At 40.4% G+C, this 24,055-nt stretch carries 25 protein-coding genes; 6 read left to right on the top strand and 19 right to left on the bottom strand.

What is annotated here, in order from left to right; translation table 11 throughout:
• The first annotated feature begins 257 nt into the window (after window positions 1-257).
• Together MTF66_RS00720 and MTF66_RS00715 are read left to right on the top strand one after the other, a co-directional pair.
• The gene (locus MTF66_RS00720; RefSeq protein ID WP_248525975.1) at window positions 258-2,843 is read left to right on the top strand and encodes a TonB-dependent siderophore receptor; all 2,586 of its coding nucleotides are present in this window, start codon (window positions 258-260) and stop codon (window positions 2,841-2,843) included.
• Between the two features lie 145 nt (window positions 2,844-2,988).
• Window positions 2,989-4,473, top strand: a complete 1,485-nt coding sequence (locus MTF66_RS00715) for a sulfotransferase (RefSeq protein ID WP_248525973.1) — start codon at window positions 2,989-2,991, stop codon at window positions 4,471-4,473.
• Here the strand turns inward: MTF66_RS00715 and MTF66_RS00710 are convergent.
• The 10 genes from MTF66_RS00710 to MTF66_RS00665 form a co-directional block, all read right to left on the bottom strand.
• Window positions 4,406-5,308 carry an alpha/beta fold hydrolase gene (locus MTF66_RS00710; RefSeq protein WP_248525971.1) on the bottom strand — a complete coding sequence of 301 codons (903 nt, stop codon included), beginning with the start codon at window positions 5,306-5,308 and terminating at the stop codon, window positions 4,406-4,408. The two genes, MTF66_RS00715 and MTF66_RS00710, sit on opposite strands and share 68 nt — an antisense overlap.
• 438 nt (window positions 5,309-5,746) lie before the next feature.
• A complete protein-coding gene (locus tag MTF66_RS00705) occupies window positions 5,747-6,280 on the bottom strand; it encodes a hypothetical protein (protein ID WP_248525969.1) in 534 nt (177 codons plus the stop codon).
• Between the two features lie 94 nt (window positions 6,281-6,374).
• On the bottom strand, window positions 6,375-6,716 hold the full coding sequence (locus MTF66_RS00700; protein ID WP_248525968.1) for a hypothetical protein: 342 nt from the start codon (window positions 6,714-6,716) through the stop codon (window positions 6,375-6,377).
• Window positions 6,717-6,862: 146 nt separating this feature from the next.
• Window positions 6,863-7,240 carry a hypothetical protein gene (locus tag MTF66_RS00695; protein WP_248525966.1) on the bottom strand — a complete coding sequence of 126 codons (378 nt, stop codon included), beginning with the start codon at window positions 7,238-7,240 and terminating at the stop codon, window positions 6,863-6,865.
• 109 nt (window positions 7,241-7,349) lie between these two features.
• The gene (locus tag MTF66_RS00690) at window positions 7,350-7,598 is read right to left on the bottom strand and encodes a hypothetical protein (protein WP_248525964.1); all 249 of its coding nucleotides are present in this window, start codon (window positions 7,596-7,598) and stop codon (window positions 7,350-7,352) included.
• A gap of 316 nt (window positions 7,599-7,914) precedes the next feature.
• Window positions 7,915-8,412, bottom strand: a complete 498-nt coding sequence (locus MTF66_RS00685; protein WP_248525963.1) for a hypothetical protein — start codon at window positions 8,410-8,412, stop codon at window positions 7,915-7,917.
• Window positions 8,413-8,478: 66 nt separating this feature from the next.
• Window positions 8,479-8,934: a DUF4262 domain-containing protein gene (locus MTF66_RS00680; protein ID WP_248525961.1), complete on the bottom strand. Its 456-nt coding sequence runs from the start codon at window positions 8,932-8,934 to the stop codon at window positions 8,479-8,481.
• A gap of 89 nt (window positions 8,935-9,023) precedes the next feature.
• Window positions 9,024-9,191, bottom strand: coding sequence for a hypothetical protein (locus tag MTF66_RS00675; RefSeq protein WP_165385119.1), 168 nt, complete (start codon window positions 9,189-9,191; stop codon window positions 9,024-9,026).
• A 215-nt stretch (window positions 9,192-9,406) separates the two neighbouring features.
• Window positions 9,407-9,844, bottom strand: a complete 438-nt coding sequence (locus MTF66_RS00670; protein ID WP_058584251.1) for a hypothetical protein — start codon at window positions 9,842-9,844, stop codon at window positions 9,407-9,409.
• Between the two features lie 176 nt (window positions 9,845-10,020).
• Window positions 10,021-10,479: a hypothetical protein gene (locus MTF66_RS00665; RefSeq protein WP_248525959.1), complete on the bottom strand. Its 459-nt coding sequence runs from the start codon at window positions 10,477-10,479 to the stop codon at window positions 10,021-10,023.
• 327 nt (window positions 10,480-10,806) lie between these two features.
• On the opposite strand from MTF66_RS00665, the gene rlmF reads away from it, so the two are divergent.
• Window positions 10,807-11,712: a 23S rRNA (adenine(1618)-N(6))-methyltransferase RlmF gene (rlmF, locus tag MTF66_RS00660; protein WP_248525957.1), complete on the top strand. Its 906-nt coding sequence runs from the start codon at window positions 10,807-10,809 to the stop codon at window positions 11,710-11,712.
• Between the two features lie 10 nt (window positions 11,713-11,722).
• Window positions 11,723-12,730, top strand: coding sequence for a low-specificity L-threonine aldolase (ltaE, locus tag MTF66_RS00655; RefSeq protein WP_248525955.1), 1,008 nt, complete (start codon window positions 11,723-11,725; stop codon window positions 12,728-12,730).
• Here ltaE and MTF66_RS00650 read toward each other — a convergent pair.
• The 9 genes from MTF66_RS00650 to MTF66_RS00610 all read right to left on the bottom strand — a co-directional run bounded on the left by MTF66_RS00650 (window position 12,713) and on the right by MTF66_RS00610 (window position 21,863).
• Window positions 12,713-13,297 (bottom strand): thymidine kinase, encoded by a 585-nt coding sequence (locus tag MTF66_RS00650; protein WP_248525953.1) that lies wholly within the window; start codon window positions 13,295-13,297, stop codon window positions 12,713-12,715. The genes ltaE and MTF66_RS00650 overlap by 18 nt on opposite strands.
• A gap of 108 nt (window positions 13,298-13,405) precedes the next feature.
• Window positions 13,406-13,873, bottom strand: coding sequence for a methylated-DNA--[protein]-cysteine S-methyltransferase (locus MTF66_RS00645; RefSeq protein WP_248526478.1), 468 nt, complete (start codon window positions 13,871-13,873; stop codon window positions 13,406-13,408).
• A gap of 2 nt (window positions 13,874-13,875) precedes the next feature.
• Entirely contained in the window at window positions 13,876-15,225 is a 1,350-nt protein-coding gene (locus MTF66_RS00640; protein ID WP_248525951.1) for a DNA-3-methyladenine glycosylase 2 family protein, read from the bottom strand.
• Window positions 15,226-15,312: 87 nt separating this feature from the next.
• Window positions 15,313-15,924, bottom strand: a complete 612-nt coding sequence (locus tag MTF66_RS00635) for a superoxide dismutase (RefSeq protein ID WP_248525949.1) — start codon at window positions 15,922-15,924, stop codon at window positions 15,313-15,315.
• A gap of 15 nt (window positions 15,925-15,939) precedes the next feature.
• Window positions 15,940-16,446, bottom strand: coding sequence for a hypothetical protein (locus tag MTF66_RS00630; protein WP_248525947.1), 507 nt, complete (start codon window positions 16,444-16,446; stop codon window positions 15,940-15,942).
• A gap of 121 nt (window positions 16,447-16,567) precedes the next feature.
• The gene (locus tag MTF66_RS00625) at window positions 16,568-17,053 is read right to left on the bottom strand and encodes a GNAT family N-acetyltransferase (RefSeq protein ID WP_054552102.1); all 486 of its coding nucleotides are present in this window, start codon (window positions 17,051-17,053) and stop codon (window positions 16,568-16,570) included.
• Window positions 17,054-17,179: 126 nt separating this feature from the next.
• Entirely contained in the window at window positions 17,180-20,290 is a 3,111-nt protein-coding gene (locus tag MTF66_RS00620) for an efflux RND transporter permease subunit (protein ID WP_248525945.1), read from the bottom strand.
• Window positions 20,291-20,299: 9 nt separating this feature from the next.
• Window positions 20,300-21,427, bottom strand: coding sequence for an efflux RND transporter periplasmic adaptor subunit (locus tag MTF66_RS00615; protein WP_248525943.1), 1,128 nt, complete (start codon window positions 21,425-21,427; stop codon window positions 20,300-20,302).
• A 58-nt stretch (window positions 21,428-21,485) separates the two neighbouring features.
• On the bottom strand, window positions 21,486-21,863 hold the full coding sequence (locus tag MTF66_RS00610) for a hypothetical protein (protein WP_217876967.1): 378 nt from the start codon (window positions 21,861-21,863) through the stop codon (window positions 21,486-21,488).
• 170 nt (window positions 21,864-22,033) lie between these two features.
• Here MTF66_RS00610 and MTF66_RS00605 point away from each other — a divergent pair, with 170 nt between their 5' ends.
• Entirely contained in the window at window positions 22,034-22,897 is an 864-nt protein-coding gene (locus MTF66_RS00605) for a cation diffusion facilitator family transporter (RefSeq protein ID WP_248525941.1), read from the top strand.
• 65 nt (window positions 22,898-22,962) lie between these two features.
• Window positions 22,963-24,033 carry a PepSY domain-containing protein gene (locus MTF66_RS00600; RefSeq protein ID WP_248526477.1) on the top strand — a complete coding sequence of 357 codons (1,071 nt, stop codon included), beginning with the start codon at window positions 22,963-22,965 and terminating at the stop codon, window positions 24,031-24,033.
• Window positions 24,034-24,055: the final 22 nt, after the last annotated feature.

Below are 24,055 nucleotides of genomic sequence, written 5' to 3'. Positions count from 1 at the left end.
AAAATTCCTTTTTTAAAATATTTTTAGATATTTTATATACTTTCTTACACTTAAAAGAAAAAACTAGAATAAATTATCCCCTTTGATTTCATACACATAATTAAAAAAACAATAATAACGTGCAAATAAAAACGCCAAAAACAACATCACATTAACAATTTGCAAAATAAATTTACAGGCTGTATAAGAGATTTACACCAAGTTTATTATTTAACTTCGGTGACATAATCATAAATATTCTAACTGGGGAAGTCAGAATGAAATTCAAAAATAATGCGCTACAACAAGCAATTAAATTTGCTTTAGCGACAACAACAGCTGGCCTGTTTGTGTCGGGTTCGGTTGTTGCTGCAGAGCAAGCAGCAGAAGAAACGAAAGTTAACAAAAACGTAGAAAAAATTGCCGTGGTAGGTACTCGTTCTGCGCCACGTTCAATCGGTGATTCACCTGTACCAATTGATATTATTGGTGGTGAAGAGCTAGATAAAGGCGGCAACACCGATATGCTAGAGCTTTTAAAAGGCTCAGTTCCTTCTTTTAACGTTCACCAAAACCCAATTAGTGATGCAGCGTCACTTGTACGCCCTGCTAACTTACGTGGTCTTCCTTCTGACAGCACATTAATACTTGTTAATGGTAAACGTCGTCACCGTGCATCAGTTATCGCCTTCTTAGGTGGTGGTATCAATGATGGTGCTCAAGGTGCTGATATCTCAGTTATTCCAAGTATTGCCCTAAAGCAAGTAGAAGTACTTCGTGACGGTGCTGCAGCACAATACGGCTCTGATGCAATCGCTGGTGTAATGAACTTTGTATTAAAAGATGCCTCTGAAGGTGGTTCATTCGAAATTCGTCAAGGCGAATACTACGAAGGTGATGGCGATACAACACAAATTTCAGGTAACGTGGGCCTACCATTTACCGATAGCGGTTTTGCTAACTTAAGCTTCCAATATAAAACAGCTGATGCAACTAGCCGTTCAGTACAACGCCCTGATGCGGCGGCACTTAACGCAGCAGGTGTACCTGAAGTATCTTCTTTAGCACAAATTTGGGGTGCACCTGAAGTTGATGATGATATTACAATCTTTGGTAACATTGGTCTTGAGTTAAGCAACTCATCTGAATTCTACATGTTTGGTAACTACTCTGAGCGTGACGTACGTGGTGGTTTCTACTATCGTAACCCACACACTCGCCCAGGTGTTTATTCAAATGACGGCGGCGAAACACTGCTTGTTGGTGATTTAACTGGCGATATGAGCGGTAACTGTCCTACCGATATCATGATTGATGATAACGTTTTAGATAACCAAAGATACATCGATCTAGTAGCTAACAACCCAGATTGTTTTGCGTTTAACGAAATGATTCCGGGCGGTTTTACACCTAACTTCGGTGGTAACATCACTGATACTGCATTAACAATTGGTACTAAAGGTGAAATCACTTCAGGTTTCCTTGAGGGTGCTTACTATGACTTAAGCGGTACAGTTGGTTACAACGAATCTCGTTACTTCATCTATGACACAATCAATGCATCATTAGGCCCGGAAAGCCCGCGCGATTTCAGCCCTGGTAAATACTCACAGTTAGAGAAAAACTTTAACGCTGATTTATCAAAAGGTTTTGACTTTGGTTTAGCTTACGATGTAAACGTTGCCGGTGGTCTTGAATGGCACGAAGAAACCTTCACTGTTGTATCTGGTGATGTAGCGTCTTTCACAGCAGGCCCACTAACTGAACAAGGTTTTGGTATCGGTTCAAATGGTTTCCCTGGTTTCAAACCATCTGATGCAGGCGAATACACACGCCGTAACTATGCTGCATACGTTGATGTTGAAGCACCATTCACAGAAGACTTTTTAATGGGCTTAGCGTTACGTTATGAAGATTATGATTCATTTGGTTCAACTACTAACTACAAGCTAACTGGTCAATACCACTTAACTGAAGACTTGAACATTCGTGGTTCAATCAGTACTGGTTTCCGTGCACCAACTGTTGGTCAAGCGAATGTAAGTAACGTTCAAACAAACCTAAGCAGCGGTGTACTTGTTGACTCGGCACTTTTACCACCAACAAACCCAATTGCAGTGCAATTAGGTGGTACAGAGCTACAACCTGAAGAGTCGCAAAGTTACACATTCGGTGCAGTATGGACCCTTGGCGACTTATTCTTCACTATTGACTATTACAACATCCAAGTAGATGACCGTATCAGTCAATCAGATAAAATTGAGTTAAGCCAAGCAGACAAAGACACACTTGAAGCGGCGGGCGTACCAAACGTACAAAACTTAGCACAAGTAAGCTTCTTCACGAATGACTTCGATACAACAACGCAAGGTGTTGATGCTGTAGCTAACTACTCAACTGATTTGTTAGGCGGTAGCTCAACATTCAGCTTAGCGTACAACTGGAACGACACTGAAGTAACTAAGTCAACAGACATTACTGGCGAGTTTAAAGTAAGCCGTTTAGAAAATGACTTACCAAATCACCGTTCAACGCTTAGCTGGGCACAACAGTGGGAGAATTTCTCTGCATTTACACGTGTTAACTACTATGGCGAATACCAAGGCGTTCACGTAGATTACGATGCAACAGCGAAAACAGCTGATGCGGCAGTAACGATCGATGCAGAAGTGACTTACTTCCTAACTGAAGAGCTTAGCTTCTCTGTAGGTGCGACCAACTTATTCGACCAAGAAGCAGAGAAACTTGATTTTGAAGATAGTACTGGCATCCCTAACAATAACTGGGGTGGTAAATACTACGAAACGTCGCCATATGGTATCAACGGCGGCTTCTATTACGTGAAAGCTACGTATACTTTCTAAATAGAACAGCTTTCTAGGTTGAGCAATCAACCTAGAAAGTCGATACCCCGGATTTATTCTGGATATTTATAGTTAACCAAGGCGAAAGACATTTCGCCTTTTTCGTTTTATAGTAAATAAAAATAACAAATAACCCGCCATTACTATGCTGTTAGAAAAAGCGAATCAACTACTGAATGAAAACAAGCTTAAAGAGGCTGAGTTTCATTTTAAAACCATTCTCGATTCAGATCCTGAAAACGGCGAAGCGTTATTTGGGTTAGGCCGCATTGCACTGCGTTTAGAACGTTATGATGCTGCAGTTTACCTTTTACAAAGAGCCTGTGAGCGACTACCTCACATGCTTGAACCGCTCCATGCACTTGCCGATGCTTTTAATGGCGTGCATTCACCACAAGATGCCTTAACCGTACTCGAATATGCAAAATCAATTGCCAGCCATAACCCTGAGCCACATTACTATCTTGCTCAGCATTATTTAACCTATGGCGAGTTAGACAAAGCCTACGGTATTTTAAAGCATGCCCTTGGTATGGGAAATTACCCTGTAAAGGCGTACATTTTATTTGAGTTAGTGCAGTTTGGGCGTTTTAACAACGAACAAAATTACATAAATGAGCTACACCAGTTTTTAACTTTAACCAATAATCTGCGCTTAAAAATGGTGTGTTATTATGCCCTGGGTAAAAGCTATGATCAGTTAAATGATACAGAACAAGCTTTTAACTACTTTAGCCTAGCTAATAAGCTACAAACAAAACTCACGCAGTTTAACACCCGTGACTTAGTACCATTTTATCAGCGCATCATAGAGCAAAATACAGCAGAGCTAATTGATGCCAGAGACAAAACATTCACGGGCACAATTACACCCATTTTTATTATTGGCATGCCAAGAAGTGGCTCAACGCTGGTAGAGCAAATGCTGGCAAGCCATGATGATTTTGCCAGCCTTGGCGAAGATGCCAGTATCAGCAATCAGGTTGTTGCATACCTTGAACAACAAACACAGCTCCCCTACCCAGATTGCTTAGCAGAGCTGAACCAAGGGCTAATTAACAATGCCCGTAATATTTATATTGAACGAATAAAGCAAGCGCCAGTTGTACGCCCCTTTATGATCAATAAGCTGCCTGCTAACTATCAGTCACTTGGATTGATTTACCTACTCTTTCCTAATGCCAAGTTTATTAATATGCAGCGCGAGTATAATGCAATTGCTTGGTCGGTTTTTAGCAACTATTTTGCTGAAAACGAACCTTATTTTTGTTCACTCCCAGAGTTTAAACAGTATTTTGATTTGTATCAGCAGTTAATGGAGCATTGGCAAAACGTGATGCCAGAGGCGGTTTTTGATTTAAGCTATGAAGCACTTATCAGTGACAGCGAACAAACACTAACAGCCCTGTGTAAGTTCTTAAACATTGAATACAGCACACAGTTTTTAGATTTTTATAAGTCAAAAAAACCGGTAGCAACGCTCAGCAAAACGGCTGTAAGACAGCCGTTAAGTGATAAAGCATTAGAGAAATACAAACGCTACGAGAGCGCAATGCACACACTTATGCGTGAGTCTCAAACCAGTTCAACAAGTCAACAAACTGATCTAAACGCGCCTGTGGGTGAGTAAGCATATTAATGTGATCATAATCGACCTTATGGCCAAACTTACGGCCATAAATGGTCATCGTTTGCTTGCCGATGCCAGACTCTGCCATGAATTTTTCAATATCAATCGGCTGGCATAGGGCTTTATCTTTAACACCCGCCACATGCATAATGGGTGGAAGTGCCTTATCAGCTAATGCGTTGGCGTAGTCAAAGCCATCGTCAGTATCGACCCAAGGTTTACGCTTAGCCCACTGCATACTTTGATAATGTGACTTACGGGTTTCATCATCACTGCCCCATTTCAGTTTTTTAGCCGGCACAAAACCATGCTTACGGGCAACTAATGGCGCCAAACCATACCAAATCAAATTACCTTGAATATACTTGCTCGGATGATGGTTATATAAAGAACGCTTAGAACCAAAATAGCCGCAGGCTTTAACATCATCAATCAACTCAGGAAAACGGGCAAACACACTGTTCATTAACACCCCACCCCATGAGTGCGCCACCCAATAACGAGCAGGCTCTCCTTCAAGCTGCTTAATTTTATCTAAAAATGCAGGGATATCTTCTAAAATAGCCTCGGTTTGGCCGTACTTTGCATGCTTTGAAATCGTAGGTTTACTCTCACCACGACCACGTAAATCTGCCACATAGCAAACATAGCCATGCTCAGCTAAAAATGGCGCTAAACCTTTATTGCTGTGGGTGTAAAAGATTTTGCCATTTTCAACGGCACCATGCATAAAAAACACCGCAGGGCCTTTCGCATCAGTCTTACTGATACGGCGTAAATGTAAAGTTTGGCTTTCGGCGAGTTTAATAAACACCGATTCTTGTTTAATCGTCACGTTTGACCTTTTTATTCTTATAGACTCATCGTACCAGTGTTAAGTTACGCCAGTCTATTCAGCAAAGCAAGTTTTGGCTTGGCGATTGCCATTCAAAATGAGAATCTCAGGCACGATGAGATTTTGATTAAATAATAACACCAATGCAGAGCCATTATTTATCGATGTTAGAAGTTCTAGTTACAGAAGCCTTTGGCTAAATTTTGATGACTTCTATGTAACGGAATTAAAATATACGGAGGAGACAGCCTTTTGCCATTAGCTATTTTAAAGCCATCATTGAGCGCGAGCAGACGTTGAGCATGACCATATTAGGACAAAAAATGTTTAGAGTATTTATTTGGTAGCTCAACACTAAGAGACTGATAATGCAGGGCTAAACTTGTGTAGCGAAGCGAAACTGAGCCAAGCGTTAGCAGTCACACCTTAATTAGATTGTTATGTTTTATTAGTTGTAAAATATTCTATAAGCTTGTTTAAATAAATACGTTTAATCAACCTAGAATTACGATTGCCAGTAGCTGGAACCTCGATTTCTTCATATAATTGCTCGGGGATTTCCTCAATATAATAAAAAGAAAACATACTAGAATCTGTATAGAGCTTTCGGTTAGTGTAATTTTTTTCGAGTTCCCAGAATGACTTACCCAATGCCGCTGCACTATATTTTCCGTTCTCGTTTTTTTGCAGAAAAACGACATGATCTTTATATATGTTGAATAAAGCAGATTGAATTGTACTTATTTTCCAATCAATAAGAACAAAGTCAGTCTTATTGTCGCCTTTGAGGATTTTTTTTATCTTTACTTTTGACGTGCCTGAACCCTCCGAGTTTTTCATTACCTCTTCAATTGAAACTTGCGCTATTAAATCCGAACGAGATACTAAATCACTCCAAATAGTGAAGCCTTGTTTAGCATGCACAGAAAATGGCAGGAGAGTTAGAAGCAAAAAAATATGTTTTAATTTCATTAGAGTAAAAATCCGTGGTGATGACTAACGCCGCCAGAATGGGCCAAAATTGCGAAGCATATTTGGGGCCTGCATAGCTGGCCTTGTTAAGTGCCTACTTTGCTTTTGACACTGTTTTATTAATTAGATCGACGTTAAATTTACGACCTAGTTCATCTGTTACTTTTAGACTAGTACCAAAGAAATTAATCTCAGTGTTTGTGATAAAAACATCTTGAATATCTTTCTCGATGTTTGGGTCATATTCTGTTTTGTAAATTTGAATACCCCAATCTTTAACACCTGTCTTTGCATCTAGTACGTCAATGTAGCCACCATTTTGATCAGTGCCGTTATCATGAGCCCAATGAGTGACAACATAAACATGGTTACCATGAATGATGGCCGACACCTCTTTAGGCGCAGGTCTCTTGGCATAACTTATTGATGCAATCATCAAAAGCATGATTATAAATAATATTTTCTTATTCATTTGCACTTAACACTTGCCTAACAGGCGTAAAATAGCAGGCTAAATTAAGTGAAGAATGAGCGCAAGCAAAGCGTTTTGCGTCCAATTGCCATAATGGGCTTGTTATATTCTCAATTGCTTAAGACCATTTTGATTGCTTTCTCTAAACGCTCTTCATCGTCTGCTAGATGCTGATAATCTGCATAAGGTAATTGACCATCATTGAATTGTTTTTCAAAAAAGATCATTAACCGCCATTCATCTGGCTCATCTTTTCCGAAATCAAAATCAATTCCGCCGACTTCGGGGGTTTTGAATACATCAACACCTATCCCGTGTGTACGATAAAACCAATTCGTTCCGGGAATTTGATTTTTTCCTCGGTATTCTCGACCCAAGATATCTTTCGCATCATCCAGTTTATATGAACGAACCAGAACTTCTTTTGCCCATGCCATAACACCATGCCACAAAGGAATTAGATTTTTGATTAGCTCTTCGTCTTTCACCAAACTTCCCTAAGAATATAACACTTGCCATTAACGGCAGAAATTAGCTGACTATAAGCACAAGCCTGCTGTTTTGCGTCCTTTGGTTTAGATACTTGTTAGGTACAACTTACCCATCAAGGTTATTTAGATCTTTACTATCATATTTATGCAACTGGTTGAGTTTAACTTTTTTTAATAAACGCAACAGGCCTAAAATAGAAAACAATAAAGCTAAACCAAAAAATATGAATGTGATAACACCAACAGATTGAAAGTCACTACATAATGCGCCATAACATCCATTTCTTGGAACACTCACGACAGATAAAATACCAAACGAAATAGCTAGAATTATATATACGATTGATAATTTCATCTCTAACCTCTCGTTGTACCTAACTCTCAGCACAACGGCAATAGCGCGGGGCTGTATATTTAAATAACTTTTTAATATTGCGCGCGTCACGAATCTTTCTGCCAATGTCACGCTCAGGTATTAATAAACCTATTAGTAACAAATAACGTAAAGCATTGCCAACTCGTATTTTTACCTAGTCCTAAAGGTATTCAGAAAAATAAAATGCGCTCGTTGCTCATTTTCTTGAATATAAGAGCGAAATAACTATGCTGTGTATTTTTGCAGCAACCGATATTGGTACCACACAAAACGTCTCATCTGTATTTTAATTCATCTAGTCATGTGGTGACTTACACAGTTCATGATGCCTGAGGCGGTTACCAAACAACGAAGTGAGTCTATCTGTACCACCTGTTTTTTCATAAAACTCTTGTACTGTTATTTCTTTTTGTTCGTAGCTCATTAGCTGCCAAAAACCGTAAAAGCCTCTAAACCAAAAATAATAGAACACAGCCCCTACGCCTAATAAAAGATATACCGCTTTACCTGCTTTTTGTTTGTATTTTATGGCGCAATAAAAAAACCAAATACAACTTAATACAGCGACAATGGAAAACCCTAAAAAAGGTGTCACTACAGAGTTGGCATTATCCCAAAGCGAGCTTAGACAGGTTGAATGCCAATTTAACTGCATAGAAAAAATTAACGTAATTTTAAAAAGGAAGTACAATAAAACAGTTGTAAATACAGCATATAAGATACTACTTTCCTTGCTTTGTTCTTTATTCAAACCTTTCACTTTCGAGTTATAAAAACCTTTTGAAATCATCATGAATTCAGCTAACAAAGGTGAATGAACCTACCTCGCTCAAATGTTAACTAAACGACCTTTTAAAAATTACCACGCACTCTTTGTTGCTAGGCAAGGCTGAAGTGTTAAAAAGCTCTGGTTTGCATCAGCATCCCAAGGCCAAATACCACTAGTAGTAGGGTACACCAACTGTAATGCTTCAAATTTGTCATTATTATACCAACAAGCTGAAAGCATAAACTCTTGTTTATTTTCTTGTGATACCTCACAGAAAGTAACATCAAAACCTTCTAAGAACCCCTCATAGAATTCACCAATTGAGAATTTCTCACCATTTTTTAAACGTCCTGCATAATTATTTGCTATTGAGTGGGCTAGTTTGCTGTTTAAACCGAGTATAATAAGTTCGGGTGCATCATATGTTTTACTGATACCTGTTGAATATGTAAAGTTGGGGCTCTCACCTTCAGGATCAAAAACTGATGTTACATAACACCCATATTGCTCAATGACTTGTAGGATTTTTTTCTCTGCTTCATTCATAGTTTAAACTAACTCCTTATTCATAAAGCATTATTTAACGTAACAGCTGCTTCGTATTTATAACATCAATCAACTGTCGCTATTCTCTATTAGTCTTTACATTCAAAACCTTTAGAGTCGACTTTAGCGATGTTGTCTTTATTACCACACTCTTTAATTGCCATCTCTGTGTGATTGTGCTCATTGTATTGTTTAGCAATTGCGCCAAGGCTTAGCACAATTACTACAGCTATCACTATTTTTTTAATTTTAGACATAAACATTCCTTTGAAAATAAACTATTTAAATACAACCAGTTGCGCTTGCTATTTTTGATAAAACTAAATCATATTGAAACCGATTTAACCATTCAGAAATGCAGCAAAATATTTTACAGTTCTGTTTAACTACCGACAACGAACCATAACCTTACCTTTTAACCCTCACAACAATGTTTTTTAGGAGTAATTTAATTTATATCATGCAAAATCTGCTATGGTTTCCTCGGCGGTGGGATAACTTCAGGAGGGCTTTCAACGAATAATAAATCATTGATATTTAGCTTTACTCTATTACCGCCACACATCACAAGGCCACCATCTTTGGTTGTTGAGTAATTTAAATAAATCTCGAAAGTGTTTACCAAGTTAGGGTTAATAACGATGTAAGTTTCTTTAAAATCTGGGTAAATGTGAGCATCTTCAAATTTTAAGCTAACACTTTGCTCGTTCTCTTTGTACAAATTAATCTCTGTTAAAAAAAGATCACCATTTTTCTTAGGAACAAAAATTTCGTAAAGCCTTAGGTTATTTTGCTCATTCCTTTCATCTGATTTTGCAAATGGTACTTTTTCAGCTTGCTCAGTATTTCCCATTGCTTGAGATGTAAAAGATATAAAAATGAATAAACACACCGCGAATAGTTGTTTCATTGGCTTCCTTGTTGTTATGACTTTCCAAACACAATATGAACCCATAAAGGGCTTAGTAGAGGGTTCATGCTATTGCATATTTAGTCCTTTGAGAATTGATACGTGACATTTTGGCTCATCAACTATTAACGAAAAGACTAAAACAATGAGACCAGTCGTTACTCTTACCCCTAAACTTAATCAATAAGCGCCATCGAATTTAAATTGAAGTTATAAATAGAAAATGACTCACCTTCTTCTTTTAATGTGACGGTTATTTGTGCGTCTCCATTAGTGTATGAAGCTGGAATTAAATAAGTAACATAAGTACCAGAACCACCTCCGGTAACAGCTTTAGAGCTAACATTTATAAATTCAAATTCACCTAGTTCTTTTAATTCGCCCAACTTTGAGAATGCACGCATGATTTTAGAAATATCTTCATCTGTCGCATTTTCAATTGATGATGGGGTCATATAGTTTTTGAGAGTCTGAGGGTCCCATTTAGAGATATCTGTAATTGCTGAATTTAGGTAAGGAATAGCAGTTGCTTTGTAAGCAGAGGATTTATTCGCAGTCCAAATTGCTAAAAGTACAAATAAGCTAATTAACACTAAAAATGTTATACCAATTCCTTTAAGTATCTTTTTAACCATGATTTTTATTATTTTCCTTGATTTAATCACTTACGAATTTATCAGCTTTAAATGTCTTATGGTAGTACCCAATGTGACCCAATTTGAGTAGAAATTTTTAAACACTAATTTTAGTTGCTTGTATCATGGCCAAAATGCCCGTTCTTTCGCTCTTAACCTCAACTAGCCCATACTTTAAGCAAATCCACTCAATCAGTTCTCAACTTATTTTTGCTCACCACCTATTAATGCTACTAAGCAAAAATATATCCACCGCAAACTAACTCAAAGCTAAGATTTATTTGGTACAATCAGCCTTTGATATGGCTAACAGATAGGTTTTCCTTAATGCATCCGCGAAATCGCCACTTAAATGGCTACGACTTTACTTTGCTATGCAAAGATACTCCTGCCCTAACACCTTATATAACGCAAACACCAGCGGGCACTGATACCATTGATTTCACCAATGCATTAGCGGTTAAAACCCTCAACCAAGCGTTATTAAAAAGCCATTATAAAATCGATTTTTGGGATTTGCCCGACAACTACCTTTGCCCACCGGTTCCTGGCAGAGTGGATTACATTCATCACTTGGCCGATTTATTAGCAAGCGATAACCAAGGTTATATTCCGACGGGTAAGCAAGTAAAAGTGCTTGATGTAGGCACAGGTGCAAATGTGATTTACCCGCTTACTGGTAATCACGAATATGGCTGGCACTTCACGGGCTCCGATATTGATGCCTTGTCTGTTAAAATTGCTAAACAAATTGTGCAATTCAACCGCCTCAAAATTAATGTTAAGCAGCAAAACAACGCCGATAAAATGTTTACGGGCGTGATATCGAATAAAGATGTTTTTCACCTAACTTTATGCAACCCACCGTTTCATGCCAGCGAGCAACAGGCCAAAGCAGGTACTGAGCGTAAATGGAAAAACCTAAACAAAGCGCCACAAAAAGCGCTTAATTTTGGTGGCCGTCAAAACGAGCTTTGGTGTGAAGGCGGTGAGCGCGAATTTATCAGTAAAATGTGTATTGAGAGCCAAGAGTTTGCAGAGCAATGTATTTGGTTTACATCACTTGTTTCTAAGTCTGACACTTTACCGCATGTAAAAAAGCTACTTAGCACACTTGATGTGAAAGAAGTAAAAGTTATAAAAATGGCACAAGGCCAAAAAATGAGTCGCTTTATTGCTTGGAGCTATTTTGACCAAGCCGACCGCGAAGCCATTCTTAACGAACTAGTATAAGGATAATAAGATGATCGACTTTCGTTCAGACACAGTTACAAAACCAACAGCAGCTATGCGCGCGGTCATGAATGACGCCCAAGTAGGCGACGATGTTTATGGTGACGACCCAAGCGTTAATCAGCTTGAACAATATGCTGTTGAGCGCCATGGCTTCGAAAGTGCTCTTTATTGTAGCTCTGGCACGCAAGCCAATTTACTAGCATTAATGGCACACTGTGAACGTGGCGATGAATATATTTGTGGTCAACAAGCACATAACTACAAATTTGAGGGTGGCGGTGCCGCTGTATTAGGTTCTATTCAACCGCAACCAATTGAAAATAATGCCGATGGCAGCATAGATTTAAACAAAGTTGTGGCTGCAATTAAAGCTGATGACTTTCACTTTGCTAAAACCAAACTACTTAGCTTAGAAAACACCATTGGTGGCAAAGTTCTCCCGCTAAGTTATCTAAAAGAAGCCAGAGAGTGTGTTAATAAACATAACCTTGCTCTGCACTTAGACGGTGCCCGCGTGTATAACGCGGCGGTTAAGTTAGGTGTTGATATCACTGAGATCACCCAATATTTTGATTCAGTGTCTATTTGCTTATCAAAAGGACTCGGTGCGCCTGTTGGCTCACTATTATTAGGTAGCAAAGCACTGATTGATAAAGCACGCCGCTGGCGTAAAGTACTCGGTGGTGGTATGCGCCAAGCGGGTATGCTGGCAGCTGCTGGCCAGTTTGCACTTGAGCATCACGTAGCAAGGCTTGCTGAAGATCACGATAACGCGGCGTATTTAGCAGAGCAGTTAAACACGTTAACTGGTTTTGATACGTCAACTTTTCAAATCGATACCAACATTGTTTACGCAAATTTTGCCGAACATATCGATTTAAAAGCAGTGGCACATGCGTTAAAAGAGCAAAACATGCTGTTTTCACCGGGTAAACCACTGCGCTTAGTGACCCATTTAGGCGTCACTAAGCAAGATATTGATAGCTTTATCTCGGCATTAGCGGCCGAGATTTAACGATTCTTTATAATGTTTGCGGCACACCGATACATATCGGTCGTTGCCGCCAATTTCTACCTGATTACCGTCTGCAATCGCATTGCCATGCTCATCAGTACGCAGTACATGGTTAGCTTTACGACCGCAATGACACACTGTTTTCAACTCAATTAGTTTGTCTGCCCAGGCAAGTAGATATTGTGAACCACTAAATAACTCGCCTCTAAAATCGTTACGTAAGCCATAACACAGCACCGGAATACCAAGCTCATCAACCACATCTGTTAATTGCATTACTTGGTCTTTCGATAAAAACTGACACTCATCAACTAAAATACAATGGCGCTTTTGCTCTTCATTTAATGATTTGATTAGCTCAAATACATCTTTATCTGCATCAAAAATATGCGCATCAGCCTGTAAACCAATACGTGAAGACACCTTGCCAACACCTGCTCTATCATCAATAGCCGCTGTTAAAATAACCGGTTCCATACCACGTTCGCGGTAGTTAAATGCAGATTGTAAAAGTGTGGTAGATTTGCCTGCATTCATTGCAGAATAATAAAAGTACAGCTGTGCCATGATGTTGTCCAAAATTTTAAGTCGCAATATGCTACCTTAATCGCGCGACAACATCATCTATTACCTTACTCTTATTATCTCAATCGTTGTCCCAGTAAAATTGCTGTTTTATAACAAGCCTTCGTGTTTCAGTAACCACTCTTTTCTTTCAAGGCCACCTGCATAGCCTGTGAGTTTACCGTTTGCGCCAATAACCCGGTGGCAAGGCACAATAATGCTAATCGGGTTTTTACCATTTGCAGCGCCTACTGCACGCACCGCTTTTGGGTTATTAATGGCAAGTGCAATATCTTGGTAGCTTTTGCTTTGGCCAAACTCAACATCCATCAGCGCACGCCAAACTTGCTTTTGAAAGTGAGTACCTTGGGTATCAAGGGGAACAGTAAAATGCGTACGCTCACCGTTAAAGTATTCATTAAGCTCACTTATACATATTAAAATGGGTGTAAGGGTGTGCTCATCAACAACTTCTGTTTGCATCGCAATCACCGGGTAAAAGCCAACGTAACTTACGCCTTTTGATGTACTTTGAATGGTAATATCGCCAATGGGACTTGGCATAATAACTTGTTGCATACTCATAATTGTTGCCATAGTTGAAAAGTTAAATAAGAGCGAAATGGCGCGCAGTGCTCGCTATTAAATTCGCTGATTCCAGCGAGGGCTTTTTTAACCCCTAAGTCGCCTGCCAATAAAATATCAGGGTGGCTTTGACCACGTAGCTTGGCGTAATTAACTGTCCACGGGCCAATGCCTTTAAGCTCTAACCAATTATCAAGCTCTTGATTATCTGGGTTTTGCTGACAATAAGCACTTAAACGCCGTAGCGCATCTTTACGTGATTGTGGCATTTTAAAAAAATCGAGTTCAGAATTGGCAACCCATTCAGGGCTTGGAAAATAGTGGTTATTACTTTGCTGATTAAACTCACTTACAAGCTGTGTAACGAGATTGTGAGCCGAAGTAACACTCACTTGCTGACCAAGTACCGCACGAATACCTGCTTCATATTCAGACCAAATTCCCGGCAAACGCAGCCCAACACAAAGCGGCATTGCGCCTTTTAGCTCTGCATGTAAATGTTGTTCAATAGTGTGCGTGTCGGCGTCTAAATCAAGCACACGGCGAATGTTATGGATCACTTGCTGTAAATAGCGAGTGTTATCAATATCAATAACCACTTTAAAATGATTTTTATGCTCAACAAAATGTGCTGTGAATTGCCCTTCGCAATATTTGTCTTTAAAAGTGCGACCATAGCTCGTTGCGCTCAACCATTCTAGGCCACTAATTAAACGGCGCTTCAAAAAGTCATGGAGTGCTTGCCAGTTATAAGGCGGCCTAAATGCCAGTGTTAGAGTTAATGTTGAGGCTGGTTTTTTATCTGTCTTGCGTAACTTTGAAGGAGCGATATTTAACTGCTTTAAAAAAGCATCATTAAAACGACGTATACTATTAAAACCAGAAGCAAATGCGATATCTGCCACCGATAAATCTGTTTCTTGTAAAAGCTGCTTGGCAAAATTGCACTGGTTAAATAATCGATATTGGGTGATCGACAGTCCAAAATGTTGATTAAACAAACGGCGTAAATAGCGGCTCGACACCCCTAGCCTGTCTGCTAAAACCTCACAGTCGTAGGCCTCGCCTTTATCAATCAGTTGTTTGGCGCGTAATGCGGTTGTTTTAGTACCTAGCCAAGCAGGGCTATTCGGTGCACTATCTGGGCGGCAGCGAATACATGGCCGAAAACCATCTTGCGCAGCCAAGTGGGCGTATTGGTAATATTCCACGTTCTTTTCTTGTGCTGTTGGTGCGGGGCAAATGGGTCTGCAATAAATGCCAGTACTTTTTACCGCCACAAAAAACACACCATCAAAGCGTGGGTCGCGGCTTTGCCTTGCAGTTTGCCATTGTTGGCTAGTCATAATTCTTCTCGTTACACGCTAATACCGTTAGCTTAACTGAATATTATTTTTTGACTAGCCAGTTTCGGACCTTAACTATTTAAACAGCTATTTAACTGCGGCTAAATATCGGCGCTCAACTTCCGGCCAATTGATCACTTCGTAAAATGCCGCAATATATTCAGGGCGACGATTTTGATACTTCAAGTAATATGCATGCTCCCACACATCAAGCCCTAAAATAGGCGTATGATTATGCATTAATGGGCTATCTTGATTGAGGCTACTTTCAACAATCAATTGGTTATTTTCATCAACACATAACCAAGCCCAGCCACTGCCAAAGCGGCTTACCCCGGCATTAGTAAATTGCTCTTTAAATGCGTCAAAGCTGCCAAATGTATCAACTATTGCAGTGTTTAACTCTGCACTTGGCGCGCCGCCGCCATTAGGTGACATAACTTGCCAAAATAATGAGTGATTATGATGGCCACCCACATGCTCTTGTACTGCTTTTTGTAAAGACTCAGGCATTGATGAAATAGTGCGTAGTAATGTTTCAGCATCTTGCTCAGAGTAATGGCTACCCTCTAGTGCAGCATTCGCTTTATTGATATAGGTTTGATGATGCAAGGTGTGATGTATTTCCATGGTTTTCGCATCAATGTGCGGTTCAAGTGCATCATAGTCATAAGCTAAATCGGGTAATGTAAAAGGCATACTGATTCCTTATCGTTAATGTAATAACTGAGTTTTATGGGGATAGTCAGCTAATAGCTGGTTGATTCGGTTAATTAGTGTTGGAAATGCCGATGCCATGCTCGCAAACTTAACCAGCTCATAATAGGTTTTATGATGATGGTGCAGCACCAAGGTGCGAACTTGCTGCTCTGGGTGATTTAATAGCACGCTTAATCGTTGATGAGCATGACAAAGCCAGGTGCAGGCTTTATCGGGTTTTTGCATGACTTTAAAGGTGTCGGCAAGATTCAAAGTGGCAACAACAAATGCTGCAATACAATGCTCTAACGAGCGAGTTACCGACTGGTTGATTGGAATATTAGAAAACTGTGCAAGTAGTGTTTCGGCACAGCTACTCGCAACGGTGTAATGATCACGCGCAGTAATAAGCTCGCCAGATTCAAATGCTAAGTTGCCTTGATAAATTGCACTTTGCCAAGGGGCAAGCGCGTCATCAATGGCGTTCGAAGTTAACGGTGTGTGGCGTGTTGTTTGAGTCATAAAAATCACCTGCACTTATACCAATCATTCTATGTGTATTTAAACTACACACAGAAAAGATCAAATGCAAATGATTTTTATTTATGTTGTTATTTGTTACTTTAAGCTATATCAACATTACTTATTGATGCGCAAAGTCGATAAGCTCTTGGCCTGTCAGGCGGTAAATAATCCATTCGTTTTGCGGTTTAGCACCTATGCTGTCGTAAAAATCAATGGCTGGTTTATTCCAATCTAGTACCACCCACTCAAAACGACCACAGTCTTTTTCGAGTGCTTGCTTAGCGAGATATTGCATAATTTGCTTACCAGCACCTTTACCTCGGCTATCTGCACTGACGTAAAGATCTTCTAAATACAAACCATTTTTACCAAGCCAGGTTGAGTAATTATAAAAATACACAGCAAAGCCAATTGGTGTATCGCCCTCTAAACAAATGACACTATGCGCCGTTGCACCTTCACTGAACAACGTTTTTAAAATAGCTTGCTCGTCTGTTTTAACTGCGTCGGGTTCTTTTTCGTAAATAGCAAGTTCGGTAATAAAATGTAGGATTGTTGCAGCATCACTCGCGACTGCCGGACGAATTGTAATTGCGTTACTCACTCTGTATTCCTTTTTTACATCATTATTGTAACGCCCAGTTTATAAGGGCTTTAGCATAGTGTAAACGCCCTTTACAGAAATACACGGCATTAAAAAGGGGCTACTAAAAGTTAGCCCCATTATGCTTTATTTACTCATCGACTTATAAAGTACCGGAAGTACAAATAAAGTTAAGAAGGTTGCACTGACCAAGCCGCCAACAATAACCGTTGCAAGGGGCTTTTGTATTTCGGCTCCTATTCCTGTGCTTAGGAGCATTGGAATTAGTCCAAGCATTGAGGTAAGCGCGGTCATCAGTACGGGTCTTAGCCGTGAAACAGCGCCTTCAAATACTGCTTTATCTTTGCTATCTCCTGCACTAATCCTTTGATTAATGCTTTCGACCATCACCACACCATTCAAGACCGCCACGCCAAATAGCGTGATAAATCCTACTGAACTAGGTACAGATAAGTATTGCCCAGATACATATAATGCAATCACCCCACCAATTACAGCCAAGGGAACATTGACAAGAATAAGCACCACTTGCGATAGGTTACTAAAAGCAAAATAAAGCAATAACGCAATCAGTAATAAGGCCACTGGCACTACTATCATAAGTCGCTGTTGTGCCCGTTGTTGGTTTTCGAACTGACCGCCAATCACCACACTGTAACCACTAGGTAGCTGCATTTTATCGGCAATGGCAGCGCGTATATCTGCAACTACAGAGCCCATATCTCGCCCCTGCACATTCGCTTGAATAACCACCCGCCTTTGAACATCATCACGACGAACTTGCGCAGCGCCAGACTCAATTTGTACATCGGCTACATCCCCCACCCTTACAATGGCACCCGTTGGGGTTTGCAGTCGAAGATCAGCAATCACATTTGGGTTTTGCCGAAAGCTTTTTGCTATACGCACATAAATATCATAGCGCTCATTAGCATTAATGATTTGCCCTGCAGATTGCCCGCCAATACCGTGCTGAACTACATCCATTAAATCAGCCACCGATAAGCCAAAGCGCGACAATGCTAAACGGTTAGGTTTAACTATCAGCTGTGCTTCACCGCCTATTTGCTCCATCGCGACATCTTTAGCACCAGGTATTTGCTGAACTAACTGCTCAATTTTTTGGCCTTTTTCAGTTAAAACGCCTAGGTCACTACCAAATAATTTTATTGCCAATTGCGCTTTAACACCGGATAAAAGCTCATCTACTCGCGTTGCTATAGGCTGTGAAAAGTTAAACAAAAGCCCAGGGAACTGCTCAAGCTTGGCTTCCATTAGTTGCTGTAATTCGACCCGCGTTTTCGCGTTTACCCATTGCTCATGAGGTTTTAAGCCTAAATAGATTTCAATGTTGTTAACTGGTTCAGGATCTCCCCCCACTTCAGCCCTACCGATTCGGCTAAGCGCATATTCTACCTCACTAAATTCAAGCAACATGGCTTCAAGCTTTGGTGCCACTGAGATTGCCGTATCGAGACTTGCTGATGGAGCAAGTGTCACACGTAGGTTAATAGTGCCTTCTTCAAGCTCTGGCACAAATTCAGTACCCAGCCTAGGTAACATAACGGCCGCTACAATCAACAATAACCCTGCTATAGCTAAAACGCTGCGTTTGGCCTGCAATGCTTTTTGTAAAGCCCGTTGATAAAGCATATCGATAGGTTTTAACAAAATACTTTGCTTTACTGTCACGCCCTTGGCAAATAAGTACACGCACAGAGCAGGCACCACAACCAAGGCAACGATCACAGCGCTAATAATCGCAAGCATAATACTCACTGCCATTGGCTGAAATAACTTCGCCTCAACGCCTTCAAAGCTAAACAGCGGTAAAAATACCGTTAGAATAATCAAAGAGGCAAAAAAGATAGGCCGTGCCACTTCTTTTGCAGCAATAGCCACCAGCTGCGAAGAAGGCTTATGTTGATTATGCTTAAGCCCTAGGTGCCTAAATACATTCTCAACCATCACAACTGAGCCATCTACCAGCATACCAATGGCAACAGCAATCCCACCCAACGACATTAAGTTTGCCGACAAGCCAAGCCATGCCATTACACTCAGTGCTAAACCAATCGAAATAGGGATCGACAACAACACCAAAAATGTTGCTCTTAAATCTAACAAAAATAGCGCTAATACAATGATAATAAACACAAAAGCTAAAAGCAGTGCGTCAATAACCGTTTGTACCGCTTGGCTAATAAGTTCTGCTTGGTCGTAAATGGCTTTAAATTCAACCCCTTTTGGCAGTGCTTGATTTATCATCTCAATACGCGCGTTAATGCCATCAATCGTTTGCTTGGTATTTGCCCCCATTCGCTTGAGCACGATACCAGTCACCACTTCACCACGATTGACTATTTCGCCTTGTTCATTGCGTTTAGACAAGGTGACGGCACCTTGGCGAATTTCACTGCCAAGCTCAACATTCGCAACATCGGCCACTTTAACGACTGTACCATCAATGGTTTTGATAGGCGTTTGCGCAATCTCAGCAAGCCCTTTGTCGCCTGGGGTAAACCAACCTGTACCACGAATAACAAGCTGCTCTTGGCCACGGTTCATGTACCAGCCACCCACATTACTGTTGTTAGCATCTAGAGCGTCACTAACATCTTGCTGTGTTAAGTCATAAGCAAGTAACTTATTGGGGTTTATGTTCACTTGATACTGCTTAACCTCACCGCCAAAAGACAGAATATCGGTCACCCCATCAATGGGTAATATAAGTAATTTAACCACCCAATCATTTAAGCTACGCAGTGCCATGCTATCTATGTTGGCATCAGGTTTTGCTTCAAGTAAATACTGGTAGACTTGTCCAAGCCCTGATGTATTCGGGCCCATGGTTGGCATACCCACACCAGCTGGGATCAACTCTTTAGCAGACTGCAAACGCTCAAAAACCAGTTGCCTAGCAAAGTAAATATCAACACCTTCTTTAAATACCACAGTGACACCCGATAACCCCGTTTTAGAAATAGAACGCACCTGCTCTACATCGGGAAGTGCATACATCACTGCTTCTATCGGGTATGTGATCAGTTGCTCTACTTCTTCAGCCGCAAGCCCTGGTGCTTCGGTATTCACCGCAACTTGCACATTCGTCACATCAGGAAAGGCATCTAAATTAAGTTTTGGGATCATAAATGCACTCACTGCAATCGCTGCAAGTAAGGCCAATACCACCAGTAGACGGTTCTTTATCACCGCCTCAATTAATAAATTAAACATGCGTCACCTCTAGTGGTTATGCGGATCAAATCCGCCTTTAGCTAGCTGTGATGCAATAAAAAATGCACCTTGGGTGACAACTTCAAGCCCGGCTTTAATACCTAATACTTCACGATAATCACCAAAACTTCTGCCAAGGGTTACTTCTTGGGCAGCAAAGCCGCCATCGTCATCAACGACAAATAACTGCCAGTCACCATCTGCACTGCGTGTTAATGCATTTTCAGGTACGGCAAGTACCACTTGATCGGTTTCAAAATGAAAGTACACATCGGCAAACATGCCGGGGTGCAAACTATGCTGCGTGTTTTTTACCTCGAGCCTAACAGTTCGTGAGCGTGTTTGTTTATCAATCGTATGTGCTTCTTGAATAACCCTTGCTTGATAACGATTGCCGTTAACTTCTAACAGCGCCGTAGAACCATTACTGATAGTACGGTCTTGATTAGCTGAAAGCTGAGCAGCAACCCAAAGTGCAGATTCATCGGCTATTAGCATCAGCTCAATCCCCGAATCAACTCGCTGACCTTGGGCAAAGTTATCGGTTAAAACAGCTCCCGATGTTTGTGCAAACAGGGTGTATTCACCGAGTTTTTCTGGGCTTATGGTGAGTGTTTTTGCAATAGCTTGTTTTGATAAGCCAAAGGCAACTAACCGGCTATAAGCCACTTCATACTCGGCTTTGGCAGTTAAGATTTGCTTTTCGCTGACTGTGCCCGGGGTCATTTTAGTAACGCGTTGCCACTCGGCTTCTGCTAATCTAAATTCTGTTTGCTGGCTGGCCACTTCGCCACTAAATAAAGTAACTAAAGAGTCTCCTTTATTTACATGCTGTCCTAATAAGGCATGGCGTTTTACAACGATAGAATCAACACGCGGTGACACCACATAACTGGCATAGCCATTGGCTTTAATTTCGCCCGGTGCATACAAGGTTTGCTTGTGTTTTTTCAGTACAAGGCGCTCAACCTTGATATTAGCGAGTTGCTGTTGCTGCTCAGTTAAACTGACTTCATTAGCATGTTCAGCTTGCTCATTTTCTTGATGGTTATGCGCTTGCTCTGTCGCATAAATATTTGTCACAGCCATATAGCATACGCACAGCAATGCGTAACGCATAAAATTTCTTAAATACATATAGTGTCTCTTACTTAAAATGGGCTAAGCCCAAATAAAATCTAAAAAGGGTTTTGGATTAAGTAAGAGCTAAAATAGGTGGGCGATGAAGCGGTGCTAAGTCAGCCGATTTGAAGTTGAAATCAAGAGATTCAATTTTAGTGAAATAGACATCTGTAGGTTCAGACAATTGCAGCGAATCGACAAACGCTGGGCTGTGACAAACATGACAATGGCCTTTCTCGGCTGAGTCAGACAACTGTTTGCTAAGCTCGGCATGTTCTGATTGATGTAACAGGTGGTCGCCATTGGCTGCACAATGGGCTTCAAGGTCAATTTCTTCTGATAGCAGTACCGAGGTGTGATTAAACGCAGCATTATGATCGGCCACATCAAAGCTATCCAGCAAGGGCTGGAGCAATAATACGCTTATCAAAATAATAAATGCAGCTTTCACATTGAGCCTAAAAATTAGAACTAAAAATTGGTACAACGGCGCTAAATTAACAAATCCACCCGCATTTGAACAGTAAATTATAATCCGCACACGAACAAATCATTACAAACATTTCAATACCACGGCACGCATGGTATAAAAATAAAGCAAATCAATAACTCGGTATTTTTATGGGACACGGACACCACCATCATCATCACGATACAAATAACCAAAGCACCCGCCAACTCATGCTGGCAGTTGCAATCAATGTGTTATTAACTGTCGCTCAGGTGATTGGCGGCCTTGTTTCTGGCAGCTTATCGTTAATTGCTGATGCACTGCATAATTTAAGTGATGCCTCGTCGTTATTCATTGCCCTAATTGCCCGAAAAATTGGCGCCAAACCTGCCAACGATCGTTATCAATACGGCTACAAACGCGCTGAAATTTTAGCAACCCTATTTAACAGCTTAAGTTTAATTGTGATTGGTGGTTACCTAATTGTTGAAGCCATCTCCAACTACTTAAACCCTGAGCCCATTGATGGCTGGATAATCATTTGGGTTGCTGGGTTTGCACTGGTTGTTGACCTAGTCACCGCCCTTTTAACTTACAAAGCAGGCGCAAAAGACAGTATGAATATTCGTGCTGCGTTTATACATAATGTGTCTGATGCATTAGCTTCTGTGGTGGTGATAATAGCAGGTACCTTAATCATTCTTTATCAATGGTATATTGTTGATTTAATTGCCACTATGCTGATTTCTGTGTATGTCATTTACCATGGTGTTTTGTTGTTAATGGCGAGCAGTAAAATTTTGATGCAGGCAGCCCCTGATAATTTTGCTTTAACAGATGCTATTAATGAGCTTAAAGCCCAATTTGCAATCACTGATGTTGATTACCTCAAAACATGGCAGGTAGATGATCATCACGTTCATTGCGAGCTCAAGTTTAGTGCCAAACACAACATCAATAACGATGAAATACGTCACTTTTTGCATGATAACTTTGCAATTGAAAGCTGCACCATTGAACAAGTTTTAGTGTAAATGTTACGCGTTATCATTTACCATTCAGTTTTCTTTTTAACAGCAAACTGAAGGAACAAACCTTGTTGAAGTTGTGGTTACGTCGTACGCATTTCTTGCTTGCCTTAGTAAGCGGTTTATTTTTGATTTGTTTAAGTTTGACCGGTGCGTTGCTTATTTACGCAAAAGACATTCAATACCTTACTCAAAGCGATAAATGGACTGTAACGCCAGCGGCTTCAACACTTGATTTTGATGACCTCATAAAACATGTTTCAGCTTCAACCAAACAACCAGTTACCCTGTTGATGCCTGAGGAGCGAAGTGATCTTGCTTGGCAATTACAATTGGCAAACAACCTCTATGTAAGTGTTAATCCATACAGTGGTCAAGTGTTACATGAGTACGATTACTACACTACGATTTATGGCTTTACCATGGCTTTGCACCGCTGGCTACTTTATGAAGATGGCGATAAAAACCGCCCCCTAAGAAACTGGGTATCGGTGTGTGCGCTCATTCTTATTATTGAAATTCTGCTCGGCTTTTATATTTGGGTTAAACCAAAAAATCGCATGAAGCGCTTGGCTATTAAGCGTAAAGCTAAATTTAGAGTGTTGATGTATCAGCTACATACCGTTCTGGGTGTGTACTTTTTAATTCCACTCATTTTAATTGCTTACACAGGTATGGCGTTTAACTGGAAACCACAAACCAAAGCCGTATTAGAATTTGTGATGCAAGGCACAGTTGAAGATAGACCAAAACCGCCAGCCGTTATTCCCCCTTTAGCGGATACGCCTTTTCAAGTGCAAAAAGCGTTTGATAACGCACAAACTGTATTTCCTAAGGGTAAGTTATTTAGAATTTATTTACCGAAAAAGTCAACTGATAACATTGGTTTTAGAATAGAGAACCCGGGTGAAAGCCATGCCTATAGTTGGGTATGGGCAAACCCATATTCAGCAGATATTGTTGCAAGCTATGATGCCAGCCAAAGCTCTTGGACCACGCAAACATGGAACTTTAAATATAAGTTTCATATTGGTGATTTTGCAGGCCCTATAGTGCAACTACTGTGGTTACTATTTGCTTTGTCACCGTTATTTTTCACGATTTCAGGTGTTTACTTTTGGTACAAACGGCACTACAAATAAACGACTTTTACTAAACATACCA

The organism is Pseudoalteromonas sp. 2CM39R (genome assembly GCF_023161845.1).
The sequence above is the reverse complement of the archived record's forward strand: the minus strand, read 5'-3'. Positions and strand labels throughout refer to the sequence as shown.